Below are 18,014 nucleotides of genomic sequence, written 5' to 3' on the forward strand. Positions count from 1 at the left end.
ATAGGGTCGCCGACGATGGCACGTGGAGCGGCAGACTCGTACACGGCCCGGTGGCGCAAATCGATGCACCGGGCCCGCACCGCCCTGCGCAAATCCGGTGTCGACTACTTCCGTGGCGACGGCTCCGACTGGATCGCGCTGGTCGGGCTGCTGCTGACCGTGCCGGCGATCGCCTGCGGCACGATCCTCGTGCCGGTCTGGTGCGCGCCCGCAGCCCTCGTCCTGCCGATCGTCGCCGGCGGACTGCTGCTGCGGCCCGCCAGCCTGCTGGGTCTGTACGCGGCCGCGGCCGGAGCCCTGATCGTCGAGGCGTTGATGCTGGGCCCGTACATGGAGGGCCCGGCGCGGGTCACACCCGGAACCGTGCTGGTCGTGGCCGCCTGCGGATTCTTCGGGCTGCTCATCGCCCAGTTCCGGGCCCGGGTCGGCGTGCCCTGGCGCCGCGGCGGCACCATGCTCTTCGACCTCCGCGAACGCATCCGGGTGCAGAGCGCCCTGCCCAGGCTGCCCAAGGGCTGGCACCGCGAGATGGCGCTGCGCCCGGCCGGCGGCCAGTCCTTCTCCGGTGACTTCGTCGTCGCCGCCCGCACCAACGGCGGCCGCACCCTCGAAGTCGTCCTCACCGATGTCTCGGGCAAGGGCATGGACGCCGGCTCCCGCGCCCTGCTGCTGTCCGGAGCCTTCGGCGGCCTGCTCGGCTCCCTCCCGCCACACGGCTTTCTGCCCGCGGCCAACGGCTATCTCCTGCGCCAGGACTGGGACGAGGGCTTCGCCACCTCCATCCATCTCGTCCTCGACCTGGACTCCGGCGACTACGAGCTGCTCTCCGCGGGCCATCTGCCCGCCCTTCAGCTCCACTCCGGCACCGGCCGCTGGGAGGAGAAGTCCGCCGAGGGCCCGCTCCTCGGCGTCTACGACGGTGCCCAGTTCGACCCCGTCAAGGGCACCTTGTGCCCCGGCGACGTGCTGATGCTGTTCACCGACGGACTCGTCGAGGCGAACGACCGCGAGATCGCCGAGGGCATGGACCGGCTGACCGGTGAGGCCGACCGATATGTGGCGACGGGATTCGAGGGTGCCGCCTGGCATCTCATAGAAGCCGTGGCGAAGGACGTCAACGACGACCGCGCCCTGCTGCTCGTCCGCCGGGAGCCCTGAGCCCCCGAACGCTCCCTGAGCTCCCGAACGCTCCCTGGCCTCCCGAACGCCCGTGACCGCCCCGCGAGCGGTCCGGCGCCCGTAGAGTCGGACGCATGCCCCACCTCACGCTCGCCCAGGTCGAAGCGATCGCCCGCGAGGCCCACGCGCACCAGACGGACAAGGCGGGACGGCCCTACGCCGAGCACATCCAGGCCGTGGCCGAGGGCGTACGGGCCAGGGGCGGCACCGACGAACAGATCGCCGCGGCCTGGCTGCACGACGCGGTCGAGGACGACGTGCTGTCCCGGGAGTGGCTGGAATCCGCCGAACTCCCGCAGTCCGTCAAGGACATGGTCGACGCGATGACGAAGCGACCGGGGGAGGAGGCCGATGCGTACGCCCGGCGCATCCTCGCCACCCCCGGCGCCCTCCTCGTCAAGGAATCCGACCTCGCGCACAACGCGGACCCGGCCCGCCTCGCCGTGCTCGACGGGCCGACCCGGGCCCGCCTCAGCGAGAAGTACGCGACGATGCGCCGGCTGCTCGGGCTGACAGCTCCGTGACGTCCCGCCGGAACGCCCACGACAGCTCCGGCTCCGTCGCGAACCGCAGCGCACGGCGCACCGGCGGCGTGCAGAGCAGGGTCACGGCCGCGGCGGCCGCCAGCGTCACCGCGATCTCCCCGGCGGGCTCGGCCAGCCAGGGGTGCTGCGCCACCAGTCCCAGATAGTCGAGGGACTTCACCAGGAAGCCGTGCAGCAGATAGCCGCAGATGGTGCCCGCGCCCAGCACGGTGAACCAGGTCCTGCGCCGCGGCACCCAGGCGAGGAAGGCCGCGGTGAGCACCAGTCCGCAGACGAACAGCCCGAGGGTCATGAGGGGCCCCGTCCACCAGGGCGCCTCCAGTTCCACGGCGCTGCTGGAGTGGTAGAACCAGCCCATCCGGATATCCGGCGCCGCCCAGTACGCGAACACCGCCGCGCCCGCGAACACCGGCAGCGCCAGCAGCCGCACCTCGCGCCGCCGCAGCATCTGGAAGTGCTCCGGCTTCATCGACAGACCGAGCACGAAGAACGGCAGGAACTGCAGGATCCGCTGGAGGTCGAGGCTCTGGCCCATCCCCGGGGTGAGCGTTCCGAGCGCCGCGAGGGCCAGGGCGATCGCCAGCGGCCACTTGACCGAGCGCCACAGCGGCGTCGACAGCCGCCACACGAACAGCGCGATCAGGAACCAGGTCAGATAGAGCGGATCGTTCATGCTGAACGGGTAGTCCGGGTCGTCGTCGGCCCAGCGCTTGAAGAGCGTGTACGCCACCTCGAAGACGACGTACGGCACCACGACCCCGCTCACGAGCCGCTTCAGCTGGTCGGGCCGGGCCGTGAAGCTCCGCGAGAAGTAGCCGGAGATGATGATGAACGCCGGCATGTGGAAGGTGTAGACGAACATGTACGCCGCCCTGGTGGCGCGGCTGCCGTCCATCAGCGGTTCCCACGCGTGAGCCACCGCCACCAGCACGATCGCCAGGTACTTGGCGTTGTCGAAGTAGGCGTCGCGTCTCTTGGCCGGTGCGGCCGCGGTCGAAGTCGCGGTCGTGGCCTTCGCGGCGGTCGCCGGGGCGGCCGTCACTGTCGTCGCGGTTGTCGCGATCGTGTCGCGGACGGGCTCCGGCTCGCGGGAAGCCTCGGGGAGCCGGTCCCTCTGCAATCCATTCGGCGCGTGGAACATTCGAGGCACCCTAACCGCGTTCAATCGAATACGTAAAACCCGCTCGCAGATGTCGTGCATTCGCCACCGACACGACCACCAAACGCCCAATATGCCCCAATTAATCCCTCTTAAACGGGGCGAATCGCCGAGCCGCAATGCAAGGGTGAATTTGCTCACCGAATATTGCCTGAATTTCCTGTGACCGGGGTGTGTGTATTTCGCACCGGCGGGTAGCAGTAAACGGTGCTAGGGCGCCGCCCCACGGGACGGCGCCCGCTGGATGTGGCCCGATCCATCCGTCGACGGTGCGTCAGGTGGCCGCCGCCGCACGGAGGTTGGTGGCACCATGGTGGGACCGGGGGGAGTGCTGGGCCGCACGACTCCCGGGCGGGCAAGGCGGACCGACCGAGGGTGTGATCAGTTGTGGCCATTTCGCTGTCTGTGGTGCTGCTGTTGGCGATCATCCTCGTGGTGATGATCCGCAGCGGCTCGATCAAGACCGGACCCGCGATAGTCGCGGCCCTGTTCGGTTTCTTCCTCGCCTCGACCGGCATGGCGCCGTCGATCAACAACTTCCTCAACTCGCTGGCCGACTCGATCAACGCGATCAGATTCTGACCGGCCGCGAGTGAGGCGGCGAGCGGAAACGCATCAGGGCCAGGCAGAGGAATCAACCTCTGACCTGGCCCTGAGCCATCAAGAGCGGGCGACGGGAATCGAACCCGCGTAGCTAGTTTGGAAGACGCCGTATGCGGATGCCCGCTGAGCTGCGAGGCCGTGACCTGCGGGGGAGCCCTCGACTGTCCGCTCTTCCCTGTGGTTCCCCGCTCGTATCCAGCTGATCGGGCACGCAGGGGGCACGCCGTGGGGAACGTGGCTGCACCTACGATGTCGAACCGTCAGGTTGTCGGCTTGCCATGGATGTGGGAGGCGGCGTGAAGGTTCCAGTGGCCTTGATCGGCTCACGGGTGGAGCGCACGTCATTTGATCAGCAGGTGCGGCTGAGTCTGTGTGCCCTCGACCCGGACGAGGGATACCGGCTGGATGCCGAGCTGGTAGTGGAGACGCCGTTCCTGCTCCGGGACGCTGCCGGCGAGTGGCACGAGCTGGACCCCGGCACAGGAGTGAGCCTCGCACCTGTCCTGGCGCTCTACGGACAGTCGGTCACTTCGGTCGACGTGCGCGACCGCGGCGCGTTGGTCGTCGACTTCCGTGATGGCGCCGGGCTCTGGGTCGGCCCGGACCCACAGTATGAGTCGTGGCATCTGACCGGACACGGAATCGACCCGATCATGGTGGGCCCTGGGGGCGAGGACGACTGGCTGCGCTGACTGACGCCAGCAAGGGTGGCGCGGGTGACCTTCGTCATGAGGTCGGTGGAGCGGCTTTGGGCGGGAGCTGCCATGGGGCGAGAGATCGGGGCCCGTAAGCTTCCCGCGACTCGGGCAGTCTCTGGACCTGCCCGCAATAGCCCGATGTGGGCCCCGATCTTCGAGGCTCGCCCCATGGTGGCTGCCTAAAGCCGTGGAGCCGACCGCCCCAGCCCAGTGCCGGCCTTTCTCTGACGGTGGGTGTCCGCGCTCGGTGCGCCGCCGCCCGGCTGGGGGCAGCCGGGCGAAGACAGAGGCAAGCCCGCAGCCGGGGGCTGCGGCGCGCGCCGCGCTTGCGCGGCGCCTTGATCGAGGTAGAGAAACCTGTAACAGGCCTGCTGGCTGTCAGGCGTCGAAGTCGTACTCCAGGACGTAGGAAGCCGAGTCGAGGACCATCTCGTTGACCTCGACCGGTCGCCCTTCCTCGGCAAAAGCGGTCCGACAGATGAGGATCACGGGCGTGCCCATGGACAGGCTGAGCTGTTCGGCCTCCTCAGGCGTGGGCATCCGTGAGCGGATCTCCTCGCGGAAGTGCACCGGCTTGTGCCCGAGTTCAGCCAGTCGCGCATAGGTGCCACCCGGGCCTGTGTCGGGCTGGGTGATCTGGGAGTCTGCGACCAGGGATGCCGGAAGGTACGAGGTGGCGATGAGCACGGGCTTGCCGTCGAGTACGAATCGGCGCCTTCGGACGCAGACGGGCTCCGCCTGGTCCACGTCCAGGGCCGGGCCAATGTGTTCTGGGGCTTCTTCCTCGGTCACCTCGACCTGGTCCACGACCAGGTTCCGGTCACCCAAGTCGGCCGCCCAGACGGATCGGCCCGCGCCCCACTGTTCCCGAGACAGGCGCTGAATGCCCCGCCGCCTGAGCGGCTGGAAGTCTCGTACGAAGACTCCGGCACCCTTTCGGGCTTCCACGAGTCCTTCGCGCTGGAGGACGCCGAGCGCTTGGCGTGCGGTCATGCGCGCGACCTCGTACTGGGCCATCAGGTCGTTCTCTCCGGGCAGGCGGTCGCCCGGCGCGTAGGTGCCCGAACGGATCGCGTCCTTCAAGTCGTTCGCGATCCGCTGGTACTTCGGCTGGCGTTCGCTGCCTGTGGTGGCCATGTCTGGGTCTTCCTCTCCTCTCTAGACACCTTAGGGCCGTGAAGGGCTCACGCAGAACATCGGGGCTCCGCAAGTCGACTGACGGAGCCCGCCTGCCCGGAGGGGAGTCGGACATTCCGAATCTCGGCCCGAGATCTGCTTGACGTCTCTAGAGACGTGTTGTTCTCTAGAGATGTCACGTTCGGCTCTCGTAGTCGACATGAGAGAGCGGCGCCCTACCGCCAAGCAGATGCGCCGCTCCCATTCCCCCTGAAGGGAGCTTCCATCATGCCCGCGATGCTCACCGCAGCGCACACGGCGTCCGCACCGCGATCGTTAGTGGTCTCGGTCGAGGACCTGTCCAACCTGGAGCGTGCCGTTGCCCTGTACGCCTCGGACATGCCCAGTCGCTTCCGCTGGCGCCGAAGCGAGAACGCGACGGTGTCGGCCTGGATCGTCCAGGGTGCTGATCGTCTGGGCCTGGCCGAGCTGTACCGGTCGGCGTCCTACCTCCAGGGCTACCGGCTGCTGGCCATGGCGCACCTGACCACGACTGACCAAGACCTGACGCACTGCGCACGCTTCCGGGACGAGCGCCGCCTCGACCGTGCCGAGGACGTGGCCTCCGCGCTGACCTGCCTGACGGGCACGGGCATGTCTCAGTCCGCGAAGGACCGGGGAAGCCGTCCGCTCGTGGAGGGCGCCTGCCGCTGCGGGGGATCGGGCTGGATTGCTGACGCTCTCGATCCGGACGACCCGACCACCGGATTCCACACAGCCTGCCCCATCCACAACCGCACCGGTATCCGAACCTTCGCGTGGGGGGTGGCTGCGTGACCAACCTTCCTGTTGCTCCGGCTGCTGTCGCTGGTGTGGCGGCGGCCATGGGCACTGACCCTCTGACTCTGGTCGACCTGCTCCGGGTCGCGAACAAGCCGGGTTTCGAGCGGTGGCGTGAGCAGGTCCGGCGTACCGGGGGTTGCTCGGATCCGATCCACCTGCAGGGATGGACGATCACCAAGGACAAGACCACGTCGGAGACGCTGTACGCGTACTCGACCCAGGCGGAGCCGGGTGGCCGGTTACGTGTCGCCTGCGGCAACCGCCGGGCCTCCCGCTGCCCCTCGTGCGCCTGGACCTACGCGGGGGACACCTACCACCTGATCCGCGCCGGGATCACTGGTGACGAACGCAAGGAGGTCCCCACGACGGTGCGGGATCACCCCCGGGTCTTCGCCACCCTCACCGCCCCTTCCTTCGGCCCTGTCCATAACCGCCCGACATCCGGCGCCTGCCGCTGCGGCACCGCCCACCTGGAGGACGATCCCGCCCTGGGTACGGCGCTGAACCCGGAGCGGTACGACTACGCGGGTGCGGTGCTGTGGAACAACCACGCGGGCCAGTTGTGGCAGCGGTTCACGATCTACCTGCGCCGGGAGATCGCCGCCCGCGCGGGCCTCTCCCAACGCGCCCTGGCGGATGCGTGCCGGGTCTCCTTCGGGAAGGTCGCCGAGTTCCAGAAGCGGGGCGCCGTCCACTTCCACGCCGTGGTCCGGCTCGACGGCCCCGACGGTCCGGACACCGAGCCGCCCGGCTGGGCGACCGTCGCCCTCCTGGGCGACGCGATCCGCGCCGCTTCCGGCCGCGTCGTCGTCCTGGTCGTCGGGGCCGGCGCCCAGCCCGCCCGCACCTTGCGCTGGGGAACCCAGGTCGACGTGCAGCCCATTGGCGCTCTCGGCCGCGAAGAGCTGACGGAACAGGCCGTGGCCGCCTACGTCGCCAAGTACGCCACCAAGGCCGCTGAGACCACTGGCACGGTCGATCGGCGGATCGGGGAGCTCTGCGAGCTGGACCGGCTGAACCTGCCCTCGCACACCCGGCGCCTGATCGAAGCCTGCTGGGAGCTCAACGCCGACTATCCCGACAGGCTGCTCGCGCGCTGGTCCCACATGCTCGGCTTCCGCGGCCACTTCTCCACCAAGTCCCGCCGCTACTCCACCACCCTCGGTGCTCTCCGCCAGGTCCGCGCCGACTACCGCGCTATCCAAGAACGCCGGGAACGCGGCCTGCCCGAACTCGACCCCGACGACAAGGAGAGCTCCACGCTCGTGCTCGCCCACTGGACCTACGCCGGACACGGCCACACCCCCGGCGAATCCTGGCTAGCCGCCACCATCGCCCAGGACATCCGACAGAGCCGTGAGCTGGTCCGGGAGCTCCGCGCCGAACTCGAAGCCACCGGCGCCGTGGGGGAGTGGTGACCATGGACCGACTGCTCACCGTGGACCAGGTCGCCGAACTCCTCGGCACCACCGTCCGGTTCCCCCGGAGGCTCATCGAGGAACGCCGAATCACCTTCGTGAAGGTCGGCCGACACGTCCGCATCCCCGAACGGGCAGTCATGGCGTACGTCGAGGCCAACACGGTTGCGCCGTCCGTCCGGCGACAGCTGCGGAGCGTGGCCTGATGGCAGGCAAGAAGCGGTCGTTCGGCCGCGTGCGCAAGCTGGCGTCAGGTCGGTACCAGGCTCGCTACCTCGGGCTCGATGGCATCGACCGCCCGGCCCCGCACACCTTCCGCACGAAGCGCGAGGCGGATGACTGGCTGGCCGACAAGCAATCCGAGCTGCGGGCGGGGGACTGGACCGATCCCGACGCGGCCAAGGTGTCCTTCGGTGCGTACGCCGCGACCTGGATCACCGAGCGGGGCATCAGCCCTTCGACGGCCGACCTCTACCGGTCGCTCCTGCGGAACCACCTCGTGCCGACCTTCGGCAGTGCTGCACTGGCCGACATCACCCCGGCCATGGTCCGGGCCTGGCGAGTCGCGCGATTGGACGCGGGCGCCGGCGCTTCCTCAGTCGCCAAGTCGTACGCGCTCCTGCGTGCCGTGCTGATGACCGCCGTGGAGGACCGGCTGATCCGGCGGAATCCCTGCCGGGTCAAGGGCGCGAGCGTTGCTCCCACCCCGGAGCGGCCCACGGCAACGGTCCAGGAGGTCTACGCCATCGCCGGGGCCATACAGCCGCGCTACCGGGCTCTCGTCCTGCTGGCGGCGTTCACGGGGCTCCGCTGGGGTGAGCTGATCGGCCTGCACCGCCGGGATCTCGACCTCGATGCCGGTACGTTGCGCGTTCGCCGGAATGTCGCCGAACTGCACAGCGGCAAGCGCATGTTGAAGGAGCCCAAGAGCGCTGCGGGCAAGCGCACTGTTGCGATCCCGGAAGTGATCGTGACCGACCTGATCACGCACCTGGCGATCTATGCCGAGGCGGGCCCCGACGGACGCGTGTTCATCGGGGCCAAGAAGGCGACGCCGCGCCGGAACCATTTCAACAAGGTGTGGCGCAGGGCGTGTGACCATGCCGGGATCAAGGGCTTGCACTTCCATGATCTCCGCCACACGGGAAACACCCTCGCTGCGGCGACCGGCGCCAGTACGCGCGAACTGATGACCAGGATGGGTCACAGCACTGCCCGCGCCGCACTGGTCTACCAGCACGCCACGGCTGAGCGAGAGCGTCTGATCGGCCAGGCCGTGAGCGCGGTCGTCGAGCAGGCTCGCAAGCAAGATCCCGGCCGGGACGGGCACGCAGCGGGCACATAGGCCGGATCGAAGATCGGAAACGCATCAGGGCCAGGCAGAGGAATCGACCTCTGACCTGGCCCTGAGCCATCAAGAGCGGGCGACGGGAATCGAACCCGCGTAGCTAGTTTGGAAGACTAGGGCTCTACCATTGAGCTACGCCCGCAGGGTTTGCGCCACAGGTCGTGAGGACCGCGGCACGAAGAGCATCGTAGCGGGTCCCCGCCCTTCGTCGCACACCGCATTGTGTGCGTCGTGGGTCGGCGCCGTGTGCGCGCGGACAAAGGGACCTGACCACCGCCTCTGGGCATGTACCCTACGTGTCGCACCGACGGGGTGTGGCGCAGCTTGGTAGCGCGTCCGCTTTGGGAGCGGAAGGCCGTGGGTTCAAATCCCGCCACCCCGACCAATGAGTCACGATCACACCCACAGCAAGATCGCATTGTGGGGCTCATCCTGCTTGCGGTTACTATGCAATCTGTGTGCCCGTGTGTCTGACGAGTGTCTGAAGAGCCGGGCCCGATCCGCTGAGCCGCCACCGGAGTCACTGTCGTAGTGAGCCGTCGTGGTGGGCCCGGCAGAACCCCAGTATTCAGCCACCAAGGAGACCGAACCGTGAAGAGCGCCGTGGAGACCCTGAACCCGACCCGGGTTCGGCTCACTGTCGAGGTGCCCTTCGAGGAGCTCAAGGACAGCCTCGACGCGGCGTACAAGAAGATCAACCAGCAGGTCACGGTCAAGGGCTTCCGCAAGGGCAAGGTCCCGGCCCGGGTCATCGACCAGCGGTTCGGCCGCGGTGCGGTGCTGGAGGAGGCCGTCAACGACGCGCTTCCGAAGTTCTACACCGAGGCGGTCAACGAGGCGGAGATCAATCCGCTCGGCCAGCCCGAGGTCGACATCACGGAGCTGAAGGACGGCGAGACGCTGAACTTCACCGCCGAGGTCGACGTCCGTCCGGCGATCGAGATCCCGGACTACTCCGGCATCGAGGTCGAGGTCGACGAGATCGAGGTCAGCGACGAGGACGTCGAGAAGTCGGTCGAGCAGCTGCGCACCCGCTTCGCCTCCACCTCCCCGGTCGAGCGCGCCGCCACCGAGGGTGACGTCGTGACGATCGACCTGGAGGCCAAGGTCGACGGCGAGGTCCTCGCGGACGGTGTCGCCGAGGGCGTGCAGTACACGATCGGCTCCGGAGAGCTCCTCGAGGGCATCGACGAGGCCGTCACCGGCCTGGAGGCCGGCGGCGAGGCCACCTTCACCTCGCAGCTGAAGGGCGGCTCCGCCGAGGGCAAGGACGCCGAGGTCTCCGTCAAGGTCACCCAGGTCGCCGCCCGTGAGCTCCCCGAGCTGGACGACGAGTTCGCGCAGATGGCGAGCGAGTTCGACACCCTCGACGCGCTGAAGGCCGACAGCCGCAAGCGCCTCGAGAACATGAAGCAGTACGACCAGGCCACCCAGGCCCAGGAGCGCGTCCTGGAGAAGCTCCTGGAGCTGGTCGAGGTCCCGATCCCCGAGAAGCTCCTCGAGGACGAGATCAACACCCGCAAGCACAACCTGGAGCACCACCAGCTCGGCCAGATGGGCCTCGACCTCGCCAAGTACCTGGAGATCCAGGGCAAGACCGAGGAAGAGTTCGTCGCCGAGACCAAGGAGCAGGCGGTCAAGGGCATCAAGACCCAGTTCGTCCTCGACGAGCTGGTCAACAAGGAGAAGCTCAACGTCAGCCAGGAGGAGCTCACCGAGCACCTCATGCGCCGCGCCGCCTCCTCCGGCATGTCCCCCGACCAGTTCGCCCAGGCGGTCGTCGAGGGCGGCCAGGTGCCGATGCTCGTCGGCGAGGTGGCCCGCGGCAAGGCGCTCGCCGTCGTCGTCGAGGCCTCCACGGTCAAGGACACCAAGGGTGAGATCGTCGACATGAGCGACGACGAGGACGAGGCCGAGGAGTCCGCCGAGGGCTCCGCCGCGGCCACCGGCGACGAGGACAAGACCGAGGCCTGAGCCTCGTCGGGTCCCCCGGTCCACCGGGGAGCCCGGGTCCCGCGCTGAACCCGTACGACGGGCCCGGCCGCGCACCGCGCGAGGCCGGGCCCGTCGGCGTACGGGCGCCCGGTCGGCGGGCGTGTTCGTCACTCCGCGCGCCCCCTAGCTTGCGCTCCGAGCGAACAGTTCGGGAACCGGGATGGCGCCCGCCCACCAGCGCGTTAGGGTCCATGAGTACGAGGGCAGGGGATTACCCGCCCGGGAGTACCCGCCAGCGGGGATTTCCCGCCCCCAGGTTCCAGAACGCTGAGACGGCCACAGCCGTCAGAGACGAGCAGGTGGATTACGTGACGATTCTGATGCCTAACGCCGCCGGTGAGCCGTCCATCGGTGGAGGCCTCGGCGACCAGGTCTACAGCCGGCTGCTCGGCGAGCGCATCATCTTCCTGGGCCAGCAGGTCGACGACGACATTGCCAACAAGATCACGGCGCAGCTCCTTCTCCTGGCCGCAGATCCGGAGAAGGACATCTACCTCTACATCAACAGCCCCGGTGGCTCGGTGACGGCCGGCATGGCCATCTACGACACCATGCAGTACATCCCGAACGACGTCGTCACCATCGGCATGGGCATGGCGGCCTCCATGGGCCAGTTCCTGCTCACCGGCGGCGCCACGGGCAAGCGCTTCGCGCTGCCGCACACCGACATCCTGATGCACCAGGGCTCGGCCGGTATCGGCGGTACGGCCTCGGACATCAAGATCCAGGCCGAGTACCTTCTGCGCACCAAGCAGCGCATGGCCGAGATCACCGCCCGCCACTCCGGCCAGACCGTCGAGACGATCATCCGCGACGGCGACCGCGACCGCTGGTTCACGGCCGAGGAGGCCAAGGACTACGGGCTCATCGACGAGATCATCTCCGCCGCTTCGGGCGTTCCGGGCGGCGGCGGCACCGGCGCCTGAGTCCGGCAGCCGGGGGCCGAGCCCCCGGACCGGACCGGCACCCCGCCCGCCCCCTCAGCCCCAGCCCACTGAACGCCACCAGGATGGTGAACACGACCATGAACCAGTTCCCCGCAGTCTCCGCGAGCGGCCTCTACACCGGCCCGCAGGTGGACAACCGCTACGTCGTCCCCCGCTTCGTCGAGCGCACCTCCCAGGGCGTGCGCGAGTACGACCCGTACGCGAAGCTCTTCGAGGAGCGCGTGATCTTCCTCGGCGTGCAGATCGACGACGCCTCCGCCAACGACGTCATGGCGCAGCTGCTGTGCCTGGAGTCGATGGACCCGGACCGCGACATCTCGATCTACATCAACAGCCCCGGTGGCTCCTTCACCGCGCTGACCGCCATCTACGACACGATGCAGTTCGTGAAGCCGGACATCCAGACGGTCTGCATGGGCCAGGCGGCCTCCGCCGCGGCCGTCCTGCTGGCCGCCGGCACCCCCGGCAAGCGGATGGCCCTGCCGCACGCCCGTGTCCTGATCCACCAGCCGTCCTCGCAGACCGGACGTGAGCAGCTCTCCGACCTGGAGATCGCCGCCAACGAGATCCTGCGGATGCGTGTGCAGCTCGAGGAGATGCTGGCCAAGCACTCCTCCACGCCGATCGAGAAGGTCCGTGAGGACATCGAGCGCGACAAGATCCTGACGGCCGAGGACGCCCTGGCGTACGGCCTGGTCGACCAGATCGTGTCGACCCGTAAGAGCACGGCCGCTGCGGCCGCCTGACGCTCGACCTGCCCTTGGCGCGGTACACGTCAATGTGAACCGCGCCAAGGGGGGCCCGAACGAGGGGCCCGGCAAGGTACCGTCGGATATGAGGCACCAGGAGCCGCTGAACCAAGCGCTCCACGGCGAAGGGGAAGCACCTCGTGGCACGCATCGGTGATGGCGGCGATCTGCTCAAGTGCTCATTCTGCGGAAAGAGCCAGAAGCAGGTGAAGAAGCTCATCGCAGGCCCCGGGGTGTACATCTGCGACGAGTGCATCGACCTCTGCAACGAGATCATCGAGGAGGAGCTCGCAGAGACCTCCGAGGTGCGGTGGGAGGAACTCCCCAAGCCGCGCGAGATCTACGAGTTCCTCGAGGGGTACGTCGTCGGGCAGGAGCCCGCGAAGAAGGCCCTCTCGGTCGCGGTGTACAACCACTACAAGCGCGTCCAGGCCGGTGAGAACGGGCAGGGCGGGCGGGACGACGCGATCGAACTCGCCAAGTCCAACATCCTGTTGCTGGGCCCCACGGGCTCGGGCAAGACGCTTCTCGCCCAGACCCTGGCCCGGATGCTCAACGTCCCGTTCGCCATCGCGGACGCCACGGCGCTCACCGAGGCCGGGTACGTGGGCGAGGACGTCGAGAACATCCTGCTGAAGCTGATCCAGGCGGCCGACTACGACGTCAAGAAGGCCGAGACCGGGATCATCTACATCGACGAGATCGACAAGGTCGCCCGTAAGAGCGAAAACCCGTCGATCACCCGGGATGTCTCGGGCGAGGGCGTGCAGCAGGCCCTGCTGAAGATCCTGGAGGGCACGACGGCCTCCGTCCCGCCGCAGGGCGGCCGGAAGCACCCCCACCAGGAGTTCATCCAGATCGACACGACCAACGTGCTCTTCATCGTGGGCGGCGCCTTCGCCGGCCTGGAGAAGATCATCGAGTCGCGCGCGGGCGCCAAGGGCATCGGCTTCGGCGCCACGATCCGCTCCAAGCGGGAGATCGACGCCAGCGACCAGTTCCAGGAGGTCATGCCGGAGGATCTGGTGAAGTTCGGGATGATCCCCGAGTTCATCGGCCGTCTGCCCGTCATCACCTCGGTCCACAACCTGGACCGCGAGGCCCTGCTGAAGATCCTGGTCGAGCCGCGCAACGCCCTGGTGAAGCAGTACCAGCGCCTCTTCGAACTCGACGGCGTGGAGCTGGACTTCGACCGCCCGGCCCTGGAGGCCATCGCCGACCAGGCGATCCTGCGCGGCACGGGCGCGCGTGGGCTCAGGGCCATCATGGAAGAGGTCCTGATGTCGGTGATGTACGAGGTGCCGTCCCGCAAGGACGTGGCCCGCGTCGTCATCACGGCGGACGTGGTCCACAACAACGTGAACCCGACGCTGGTGCCGCGGATCGTGAAGAACGACGGCCGCCACGAGAAGTCCGCGTAGGCGGCGCACACATACGCGAAGGGCGCCCGGCCGGTTCGGTGAACCGGCCGGGCGCCCTTGTGTACTTCCCCTAGAGGGTCAGGCCCGCTGGGGGCAGTTGCGGCGGGGCTGACCCCACCCTGCGGCGGCTACGCCTTGACGCGGATTTCCTTGCGCAGCTTGGCGGTGATGCTCGCGGCATCCTCGGGCGCGGTGCCCTTGCCGGACATCAAGGTAGACATGTCCATAGGCATCACGAAGGCGACCGTGCTGTGGTCGGCCCATGCGCACACCGTCATGGTGAACTCCTTCGGCCCCGCAGCAGGAGCCTCGGAGGCGTCCGGCTTGGACTTCATCTGCTGGCACTTCAGGACGGCGCCGTCAAGTTCCGCAGGCTCGTACGCCTTCGGACTGCCCACGATCTCCACCTCGGCGTCCTTGTCCTCCTTGGACTTCGCCTCGATGGTGGCGAACACGCCGTCGACGACCGCCTCCGGGTCGTCGATCTGACCGTAGGCGCCGCCGAACGTGATGAGCTTTCCGGCCAGGGGATTGCTCTCGTCCTTCACCTCCCAGTTGGCCTTGACCTGCTTACCGTTCTTGATGCCACTCTTCTCGACGTCCTTGAGGAAGTCGTCGTCGGACGGTCCGCCCCCACTGCTGCCGTCCATCTTCTTGTACTCGGTGAGCACGGTCGCCGGAGTCGTCAGCTTGTGCGGACCGTCGTCCGCGACCGACGAACCGCCGCCCCCCGCCGTGAACCACCAGACGCCGCCGCCGATCACCGCGACCGCCACGACCACGGCGCCGATGATCAGGCCGGTCTTCTTGCCGCCGCCCTGGGCCGGCGGCGGGGGCGGGTACGCGCCAGGGCCCGCGCCGTACGGGGGCTGGGGCGGCTGGCCGTACGGGCCGGGCTGCTGCTGGGGGTAGCCGTAACCCTGCTGCTGGGGCGGGACGCCCTGCGGAGCCTGCTGCGGGTAGCCGTAGCCGGGCTGGGGCGCCTGCGGCTGCTGGCCGTAAGGACCCGGCTGGCCGTACGGGCCGGGCTGCTGGGGCTGACCGCCGTACGGGCCCGGCTGGTTGTAGCTCATTCCTGGGTTCCCCTCCAGATACTTATGCTGTCCGAACATCCTGGCGGAAACCGCACGGTGCCGTGGAGCCGGGGCCCACACCGTTACGGAACATTCCCGTTTCAGAACGGGCCCGTGACACCTCTAAACTGTGGCTCGTGACCGAGAACACTCAGCATCAGCCAGCCAGCACCCCCGAACTGCCGACCCAGTACGCGCCGGCCGAGGTAGAGGGGAAGCTGTACGAGCGCTGGGTAGAGCGCGGTTACTTCGAGGCCGACGCGAAGAGCGAGAAGCCTCCGTACACGATCGTCATCCCGCCGCCGAACGTCACGGGCAGCCTCCACCTGGGCCATGCCTTCGAGCACACGCTGATCGACGCCCTCACCCGCCGCAAGCGGATGCAGGGCTACGAGACGCTGTGGCAGCCCGGCATGGACCACGCCGGTATCGCCACGCAGAACGTCGTCGAGCGCGAGCTGGCGAAGGAGGGCAAGTCCCGCCACGACCTGGGCCGTGAGGCGTTCGTCGAGCGCGTCTGGCAGTGGAAGGGCGAGTCCGGCGGCCAGATCTCCGGGCAGATGAAGCGCCTGGGCGACGGTGTCGCCTGGTCGCGTGAGCGCTTCACCATGGACGAGGGCCTGTCCAAGGCCGTCCAGACCATCTTCAAGAAGCTCTACGACGACGAGCTGATCTACCGCGCCGAGCGGATCATCAACTGGTGCCCGCGCTGCCTGACGGCCATCTCGGACATCGAGGTCGAGTACCAGGACGATGACGGCGAGCTCGTCTCGATCCGGTACGGGGAGGGCGACGACTCCATCGTCGTCGCGACGACCCGCGCCGAGACGATGCTGGGCGACACGGCCGTCGCCGTTCACCCCGAGGACGAGCGCTACAAGCACCTCGTCGGACGCGAGATCGAGCTGCCGCTGACCGGCCGCCGCATCCCCGTCGTCGCCGACGAGCACGTCGACCCGGAGTTCGGCACCGGCGCCGTCAAGGTGACGCCCGCGCACGACCCGAACGACTTCGAGATCGGCCAGCGGCACGGTCTGCCGAACCTCGCCGTCATGGACGAGCGCGCCGTCATCACCGCACACGGCCCCTTCCAGGGCCTGGACCGCCTGGAGGCCCGTTCCGCCATCGTCGCCGCGCTGCGCGCCGAGGGCCGGATCGTCGCCGAGAAGCGTCCGTACACCCACTCGGTCGGTCACTGCTCGCGCTGCAAGACCACCATCGAGCCGCGGTTGTCCATGCAGTGGTGGGTCAAGGTCGGCCCGCTGGCGCAGGCCGCGGGTGACGCGGTCCGCGACGGCAGGGTCAAGATCCATCCGCAGGAGATGGAGAAGCGGTACTTCGACTGGGTCGACAACCTGCACGACTGGTGCATCTCGCGCCAGCTGTGGTGGGGCCACCGCATCCCGGTCTGGTACGGCCCGGACGGCGAGGTCGTCTGCGTCGGCCCCGACGAGCAGCCGCCGTCCGGCGACGGCTGGACCCAGGACACCGACGTCCTCGACACCTGGTTCTCCTCCGGCCTGTGGCCGTTCTCGACCCTGGGCTGGCCCGAGCGGACCGAGAGCCTCGCGAAGTTCTATCCGAACTCCGTCCTGGTCACCGGCTACGACATCCTGTTCTTCTGGGTCGCGCGGATGATGATGTTCGGCCTGTACGCGATGGACGGCACCCCGCCGTTCCACACCATCGCGCTGCACGGCATGGTCCGCGACCAGTTCGGCAAGAAGATGTCGAAGTCCTTCGGCAACGCGGTCAACCCGCTGGACTGGATGGACAAGTACGGCTCCGACGCGCTGCGCTTCACCCTGGTGCGCGGCGCCAACCCGGGCGTCGACGTCCCGATCGGCGAGGACTGGGTCCAGGGCTCGCGCAACTTCGCGAACAAGATCTGGAACGCGACGCGCTTCGCGCTCATGAACGGCGCGACGGTCGAGGGCCCGATGCCGTCGCCCGAGCAGATGTCGGCGACCGACCGCTGGATCCTGTCGCGGCTGAACTCGGTGGTCGCCGAGGTCGACGCGTACTACGAGGACTACCAGTTCGCGAAGCTGTCCGACACGCTGTTCCACTTCGCCTGGGACGAGGTCTTCGACTGGTACGTCGAGCTGTCCAAGACCACGTTCATGGGCGGCGGCGAGCCGGCGAAGGTCTCCGCCCGGGTCCTCGGCGAGGTCCTCGACGTCACCCTGCGGCTGCTGCACCCGGTCGTCCCGTTCGTCACCGAGACGCTGTGGACCACGCTCACGGGTGGCGAGTCGGTCGTCATCGCCGAATGGCCGACCGACTCCGGCTTCCGTGACGCCGACGCCGAGCAGGAGATCGAGCTGGTCCAGCGGGTCGTCACCGAGGTCCGCCGGTTCCGCTCCGACCAGGGTCTCCAGCCCGGTCAGAAGGTCCCGGCCCGGCTGACGCTCACCGGCACCGCGCTGGCGCCGCACGAGGGCGCGATCCGGCAGCTGCTGCGGCTGCAGCCGGAGGGCGACTCGTTCCACGCGACGGCGACGCTGCCGGTCGCGGGCGCCGAGGTCGCGCTGGACCTGTCCGGTGCGATCGACGTGGACGCGGAGCGCAAGCGGCTCGCGAAGGACCTGGCGGCGGCCGAGAAGGAGAAGGCGCAGGCCACGGCCAAGCTCGGCAACGAGGCGTTCCTGGCGAAGGCCCCGGACAACGTCGTGGACAAGATCCGCGGCCGCCTCGCCAAGGCGGACGAGGACATCGAGCGCATCGCCGCCCAGCTGGCGAGCCTGCCGCAGGGTTAGGCCGGGTCCGTCCTTGCAGAGGTCCGGGGGGGGGGGGGGGGGCCCCCCCCCCCCCCCCCCCCGGGGGGGCCCGCGGGGGGGGGGGGGGGGGGCCCCCCCCCCCCCCGGGGGGGGGCCCCCCCCCCCCCCCCCCCAAAACCCCCCCCGCCCGCCCCCACCAA

At 68.8% G+C, this 18,014-nt stretch carries 16 protein-coding genes and 3 tRNA genes; 14 read left to right on the plus strand and 5 right to left on the minus strand.

Annotation, left to right across the window (positions count from 1 at the left end; all coding sequences use genetic code 11):
• Positions 1-15: 15 nt before the first annotated feature.
• The gene (locus ACIQMR_RS32230) at positions 16-1,158 is read left to right on the plus strand and encodes a PP2C family protein-serine/threonine phosphatase (RefSeq protein WP_401394831.1); all 1,143 of its coding nucleotides are present in this window, start codon (positions 16-18) and stop codon (positions 1,156-1,158) included.
• Positions 1,159-1,253: 95 nt separating this feature from the next.
• Positions 1,254-1,703 carry an HD domain-containing protein gene (locus ACIQMR_RS32235; RefSeq protein ID WP_401394834.1) on the plus strand — a complete coding sequence of 150 codons (450 nt, stop codon included), beginning with the start codon at positions 1,254-1,256 and terminating at the stop codon, positions 1,701-1,703.
• On the opposite strand, the gene ACIQMR_RS32240 is transcribed toward ACIQMR_RS32235, so the two are convergent.
• Entirely contained in the window at positions 1,651-2,865 is a 1,215-nt protein-coding gene (locus ACIQMR_RS32240) for an acyltransferase family protein (RefSeq protein ID WP_401394836.1), read from the minus strand. The two genes, ACIQMR_RS32235 and ACIQMR_RS32240, sit on opposite strands and share 53 nt — an antisense overlap.
• 405 nt (positions 2,866-3,270) lie before the next feature.
• Here ACIQMR_RS32240 and ACIQMR_RS32245 point away from each other — a divergent pair, with 405 nt between their 5' ends.
• Complete coding sequence (locus ACIQMR_RS32245; RefSeq protein WP_266374212.1) at positions 3,271-3,465, plus strand: hypothetical protein; 195 nt, start codon at positions 3,271-3,273, stop codon at positions 3,463-3,465.
• Between the two features lie 83 nt (positions 3,466-3,548).
• Here the strand turns inward: ACIQMR_RS32245 and ACIQMR_RS32250 are convergent.
• Positions 3,549-3,610: transfer RNA gene (locus ACIQMR_RS32250), tRNA-Gly, on the minus strand.
• 172 nt (positions 3,611-3,782) lie between these two features.
• Here ACIQMR_RS32250 and ACIQMR_RS32255 point away from each other — a divergent pair.
• Positions 3,783-4,178, plus strand: a complete 396-nt coding sequence (locus tag ACIQMR_RS32255; RefSeq protein ID WP_401394839.1) for a DUF6188 family protein — start codon at positions 3,783-3,785, stop codon at positions 4,176-4,178.
• Positions 4,179-4,562: 384 nt separating this feature from the next.
• Here the strand turns inward: ACIQMR_RS32255 and ACIQMR_RS32260 are convergent, their stop codons facing one another.
• Positions 4,563-5,321, minus strand: a complete 759-nt coding sequence (locus ACIQMR_RS32260; protein WP_401394842.1) for a GntR family transcriptional regulator — start codon at positions 5,319-5,321, stop codon at positions 4,563-4,565.
• 267 nt (positions 5,322-5,588) lie between these two features.
• Between ACIQMR_RS32260 and ACIQMR_RS32265 the strand changes: the two genes are divergently transcribed.
• From ACIQMR_RS32265 to ACIQMR_RS32280, 4 genes are read left to right on the plus strand one after another with little or no spacing between them, the layout of a single operon-like run.
• Positions 5,589-6,137, plus strand: coding sequence for a hypothetical protein (locus tag ACIQMR_RS32265; protein ID WP_401394844.1), 549 nt, complete (start codon positions 5,589-5,591; stop codon positions 6,135-6,137).
• A gap of 47 nt (positions 6,138-6,184) precedes the next feature.
• Entirely contained in the window at positions 6,185-7,561 is a 1,377-nt protein-coding gene (gene repSA / locus ACIQMR_RS32270; protein WP_401394847.1) for a replication initiator protein RepSA, read from the plus strand.
• A gap of 2 nt (positions 7,562-7,563) precedes the next feature.
• Positions 7,564-7,767, plus strand: a complete 204-nt coding sequence (locus tag ACIQMR_RS32275) for a helix-turn-helix domain-containing protein (RefSeq protein ID WP_401394850.1) — start codon at positions 7,564-7,566, stop codon at positions 7,765-7,767.
• Positions 7,767-8,906: a tyrosine-type recombinase/integrase gene (locus tag ACIQMR_RS32280; protein ID WP_401394853.1), complete on the plus strand. Its 1,140-nt coding sequence runs from the start codon at positions 7,767-7,769 to the stop codon at positions 8,904-8,906. Before ACIQMR_RS32275 ends, ACIQMR_RS32280 begins: the two co-directional genes overlap by 1 nt.
• 74 nt (positions 8,907-8,980) lie before the next feature.
• On the opposite strand, the gene ACIQMR_RS32285 is transcribed toward ACIQMR_RS32280, so the two are convergent.
• A tRNA-Gly gene (locus tag ACIQMR_RS32285) sits at positions 8,981-9,051 on the minus strand.
• A 166-nt stretch (positions 9,052-9,217) separates the two neighbouring features.
• Between ACIQMR_RS32285 and ACIQMR_RS32290 the strand changes: the two genes are divergently transcribed.
• The 5 genes from ACIQMR_RS32290 (at position 9,218) to clpX (ending at position 14,021) form a co-directional block, all read left to right on the plus strand.
• Positions 9,218-9,294: transfer RNA gene (locus ACIQMR_RS32290), tRNA-Pro, on the plus strand.
• Positions 9,295-9,500: 206 nt separating this feature from the next.
• Entirely contained in the window at positions 9,501-10,883 is a 1,383-nt protein-coding gene (tig, locus tag ACIQMR_RS32295; RefSeq protein ID WP_401394856.1) for a trigger factor, read from the plus strand.
• A 341-nt stretch (positions 10,884-11,224) separates the two neighbouring features.
• On the plus strand, positions 11,225-11,830 hold the full coding sequence (locus ACIQMR_RS32300) for an ATP-dependent Clp protease proteolytic subunit (protein WP_093654246.1): 606 nt from the start codon (positions 11,225-11,227) through the stop codon (positions 11,828-11,830).
• An 83-nt stretch (positions 11,831-11,913) separates the two neighbouring features.
• Positions 11,914-12,597 (plus strand): ATP-dependent Clp protease proteolytic subunit, encoded by a 684-nt coding sequence (locus tag ACIQMR_RS32305; RefSeq protein WP_323137238.1) that lies wholly within the window; start codon positions 11,914-11,916, stop codon positions 12,595-12,597.
• Between the two features lie 143 nt (positions 12,598-12,740).
• Positions 12,741-14,021: an ATP-dependent Clp protease ATP-binding subunit ClpX gene (gene clpX, locus ACIQMR_RS32310; RefSeq protein ID WP_266374216.1), complete on the plus strand. Its 1,281-nt coding sequence runs from the start codon at positions 12,741-12,743 to the stop codon at positions 14,019-14,021.
• 128 nt (positions 14,022-14,149) lie between these two features.
• Here clpX and ACIQMR_RS32315 read toward each other — a convergent pair whose 3' ends face one another.
• Positions 14,150-15,094, minus strand: coding sequence for a hypothetical protein (locus tag ACIQMR_RS32315; RefSeq protein ID WP_401394861.1), 945 nt, complete (start codon positions 15,092-15,094; stop codon positions 14,150-14,152).
• A 137-nt stretch (positions 15,095-15,231) separates the two neighbouring features.
• Between ACIQMR_RS32315 and ACIQMR_RS32320 the strand changes: the two genes are divergently transcribed.
• Complete coding sequence (locus ACIQMR_RS32320) at positions 15,232-17,853, plus strand: valine--tRNA ligase (protein WP_401394864.1); 2,622 nt, start codon at positions 15,232-15,234, stop codon at positions 17,851-17,853.
• The last annotated feature ends 161 nt before the right edge of the window (positions 17,854-18,014 follow it).

This window comes from Streptomyces sp. NPDC091376, from assembly GCF_044757085.1.
Lineage (GTDB): Bacteria > Actinomycetota > Actinomycetes > Streptomycetales > Streptomycetaceae > Streptomyces > Streptomyces pratisoli.

Bases quoted from the DNA above. Each gene is read 5' to 3' on its own strand.
- ACIQMR_RS32230 (WP_401394831.1), top strand. From the start codon at position 16: ATGGCACGTGGAGCGGCAGACTCGTACACGGCCCGGTGGCGCAAATCG.
- ACIQMR_RS32235 (WP_401394834.1), top strand. From the start codon at position 1,254: ATGCCCCACCTCACGCTCGCCCAGGTCGAAGCGATCGCCCGCGAGGCC.
- ACIQMR_RS32240 (WP_401394836.1), bottom strand. From the start codon at position 2,865: ATGTTCCACGCGCCGAATGGATTGCAGAGGGACCGGCTCCCCGAGGCT.
- ACIQMR_RS32260 (WP_401394842.1), bottom strand. From the start codon at position 5,321: ATGGCCACCACAGGCAGCGAACGCCAGCCGAAGTACCAGCGGATCGCG.
- ACIQMR_RS32265 (WP_401394844.1), top strand. From the start codon at position 5,589: ATGCCCGCGATGCTCACCGCAGCGCACACGGCGTCCGCACCGCGATCG.
- repSA (WP_401394847.1), top strand. From the start codon at position 6,185: ATGGGCACTGACCCTCTGACTCTGGTCGACCTGCTCCGGGTCGCGAAC.
- ACIQMR_RS32275 (WP_401394850.1), top strand. From the start codon at position 7,564: ATGGACCGACTGCTCACCGTGGACCAGGTCGCCGAACTCCTCGGCACC.
- ACIQMR_RS32280 (WP_401394853.1), top strand. From the start codon at position 7,767: ATGGCAGGCAAGAAGCGGTCGTTCGGCCGCGTGCGCAAGCTGGCGTCA.
- ACIQMR_RS32300 (WP_093654246.1), top strand. From the start codon at position 11,225: ATGCCTAACGCCGCCGGTGAGCCGTCCATCGGTGGAGGCCTCGGCGAC.
- ACIQMR_RS32305 (WP_323137238.1), top strand. From the start codon at position 11,914: ATGGTGAACACGACCATGAACCAGTTCCCCGCAGTCTCCGCGAGCGGC.
- ACIQMR_RS32315 (WP_401394861.1), bottom strand. From the start codon at position 15,094: ATGAGCTACAACCAGCCGGGCCCGTACGGCGGTCAGCCCCAGCAGCCC.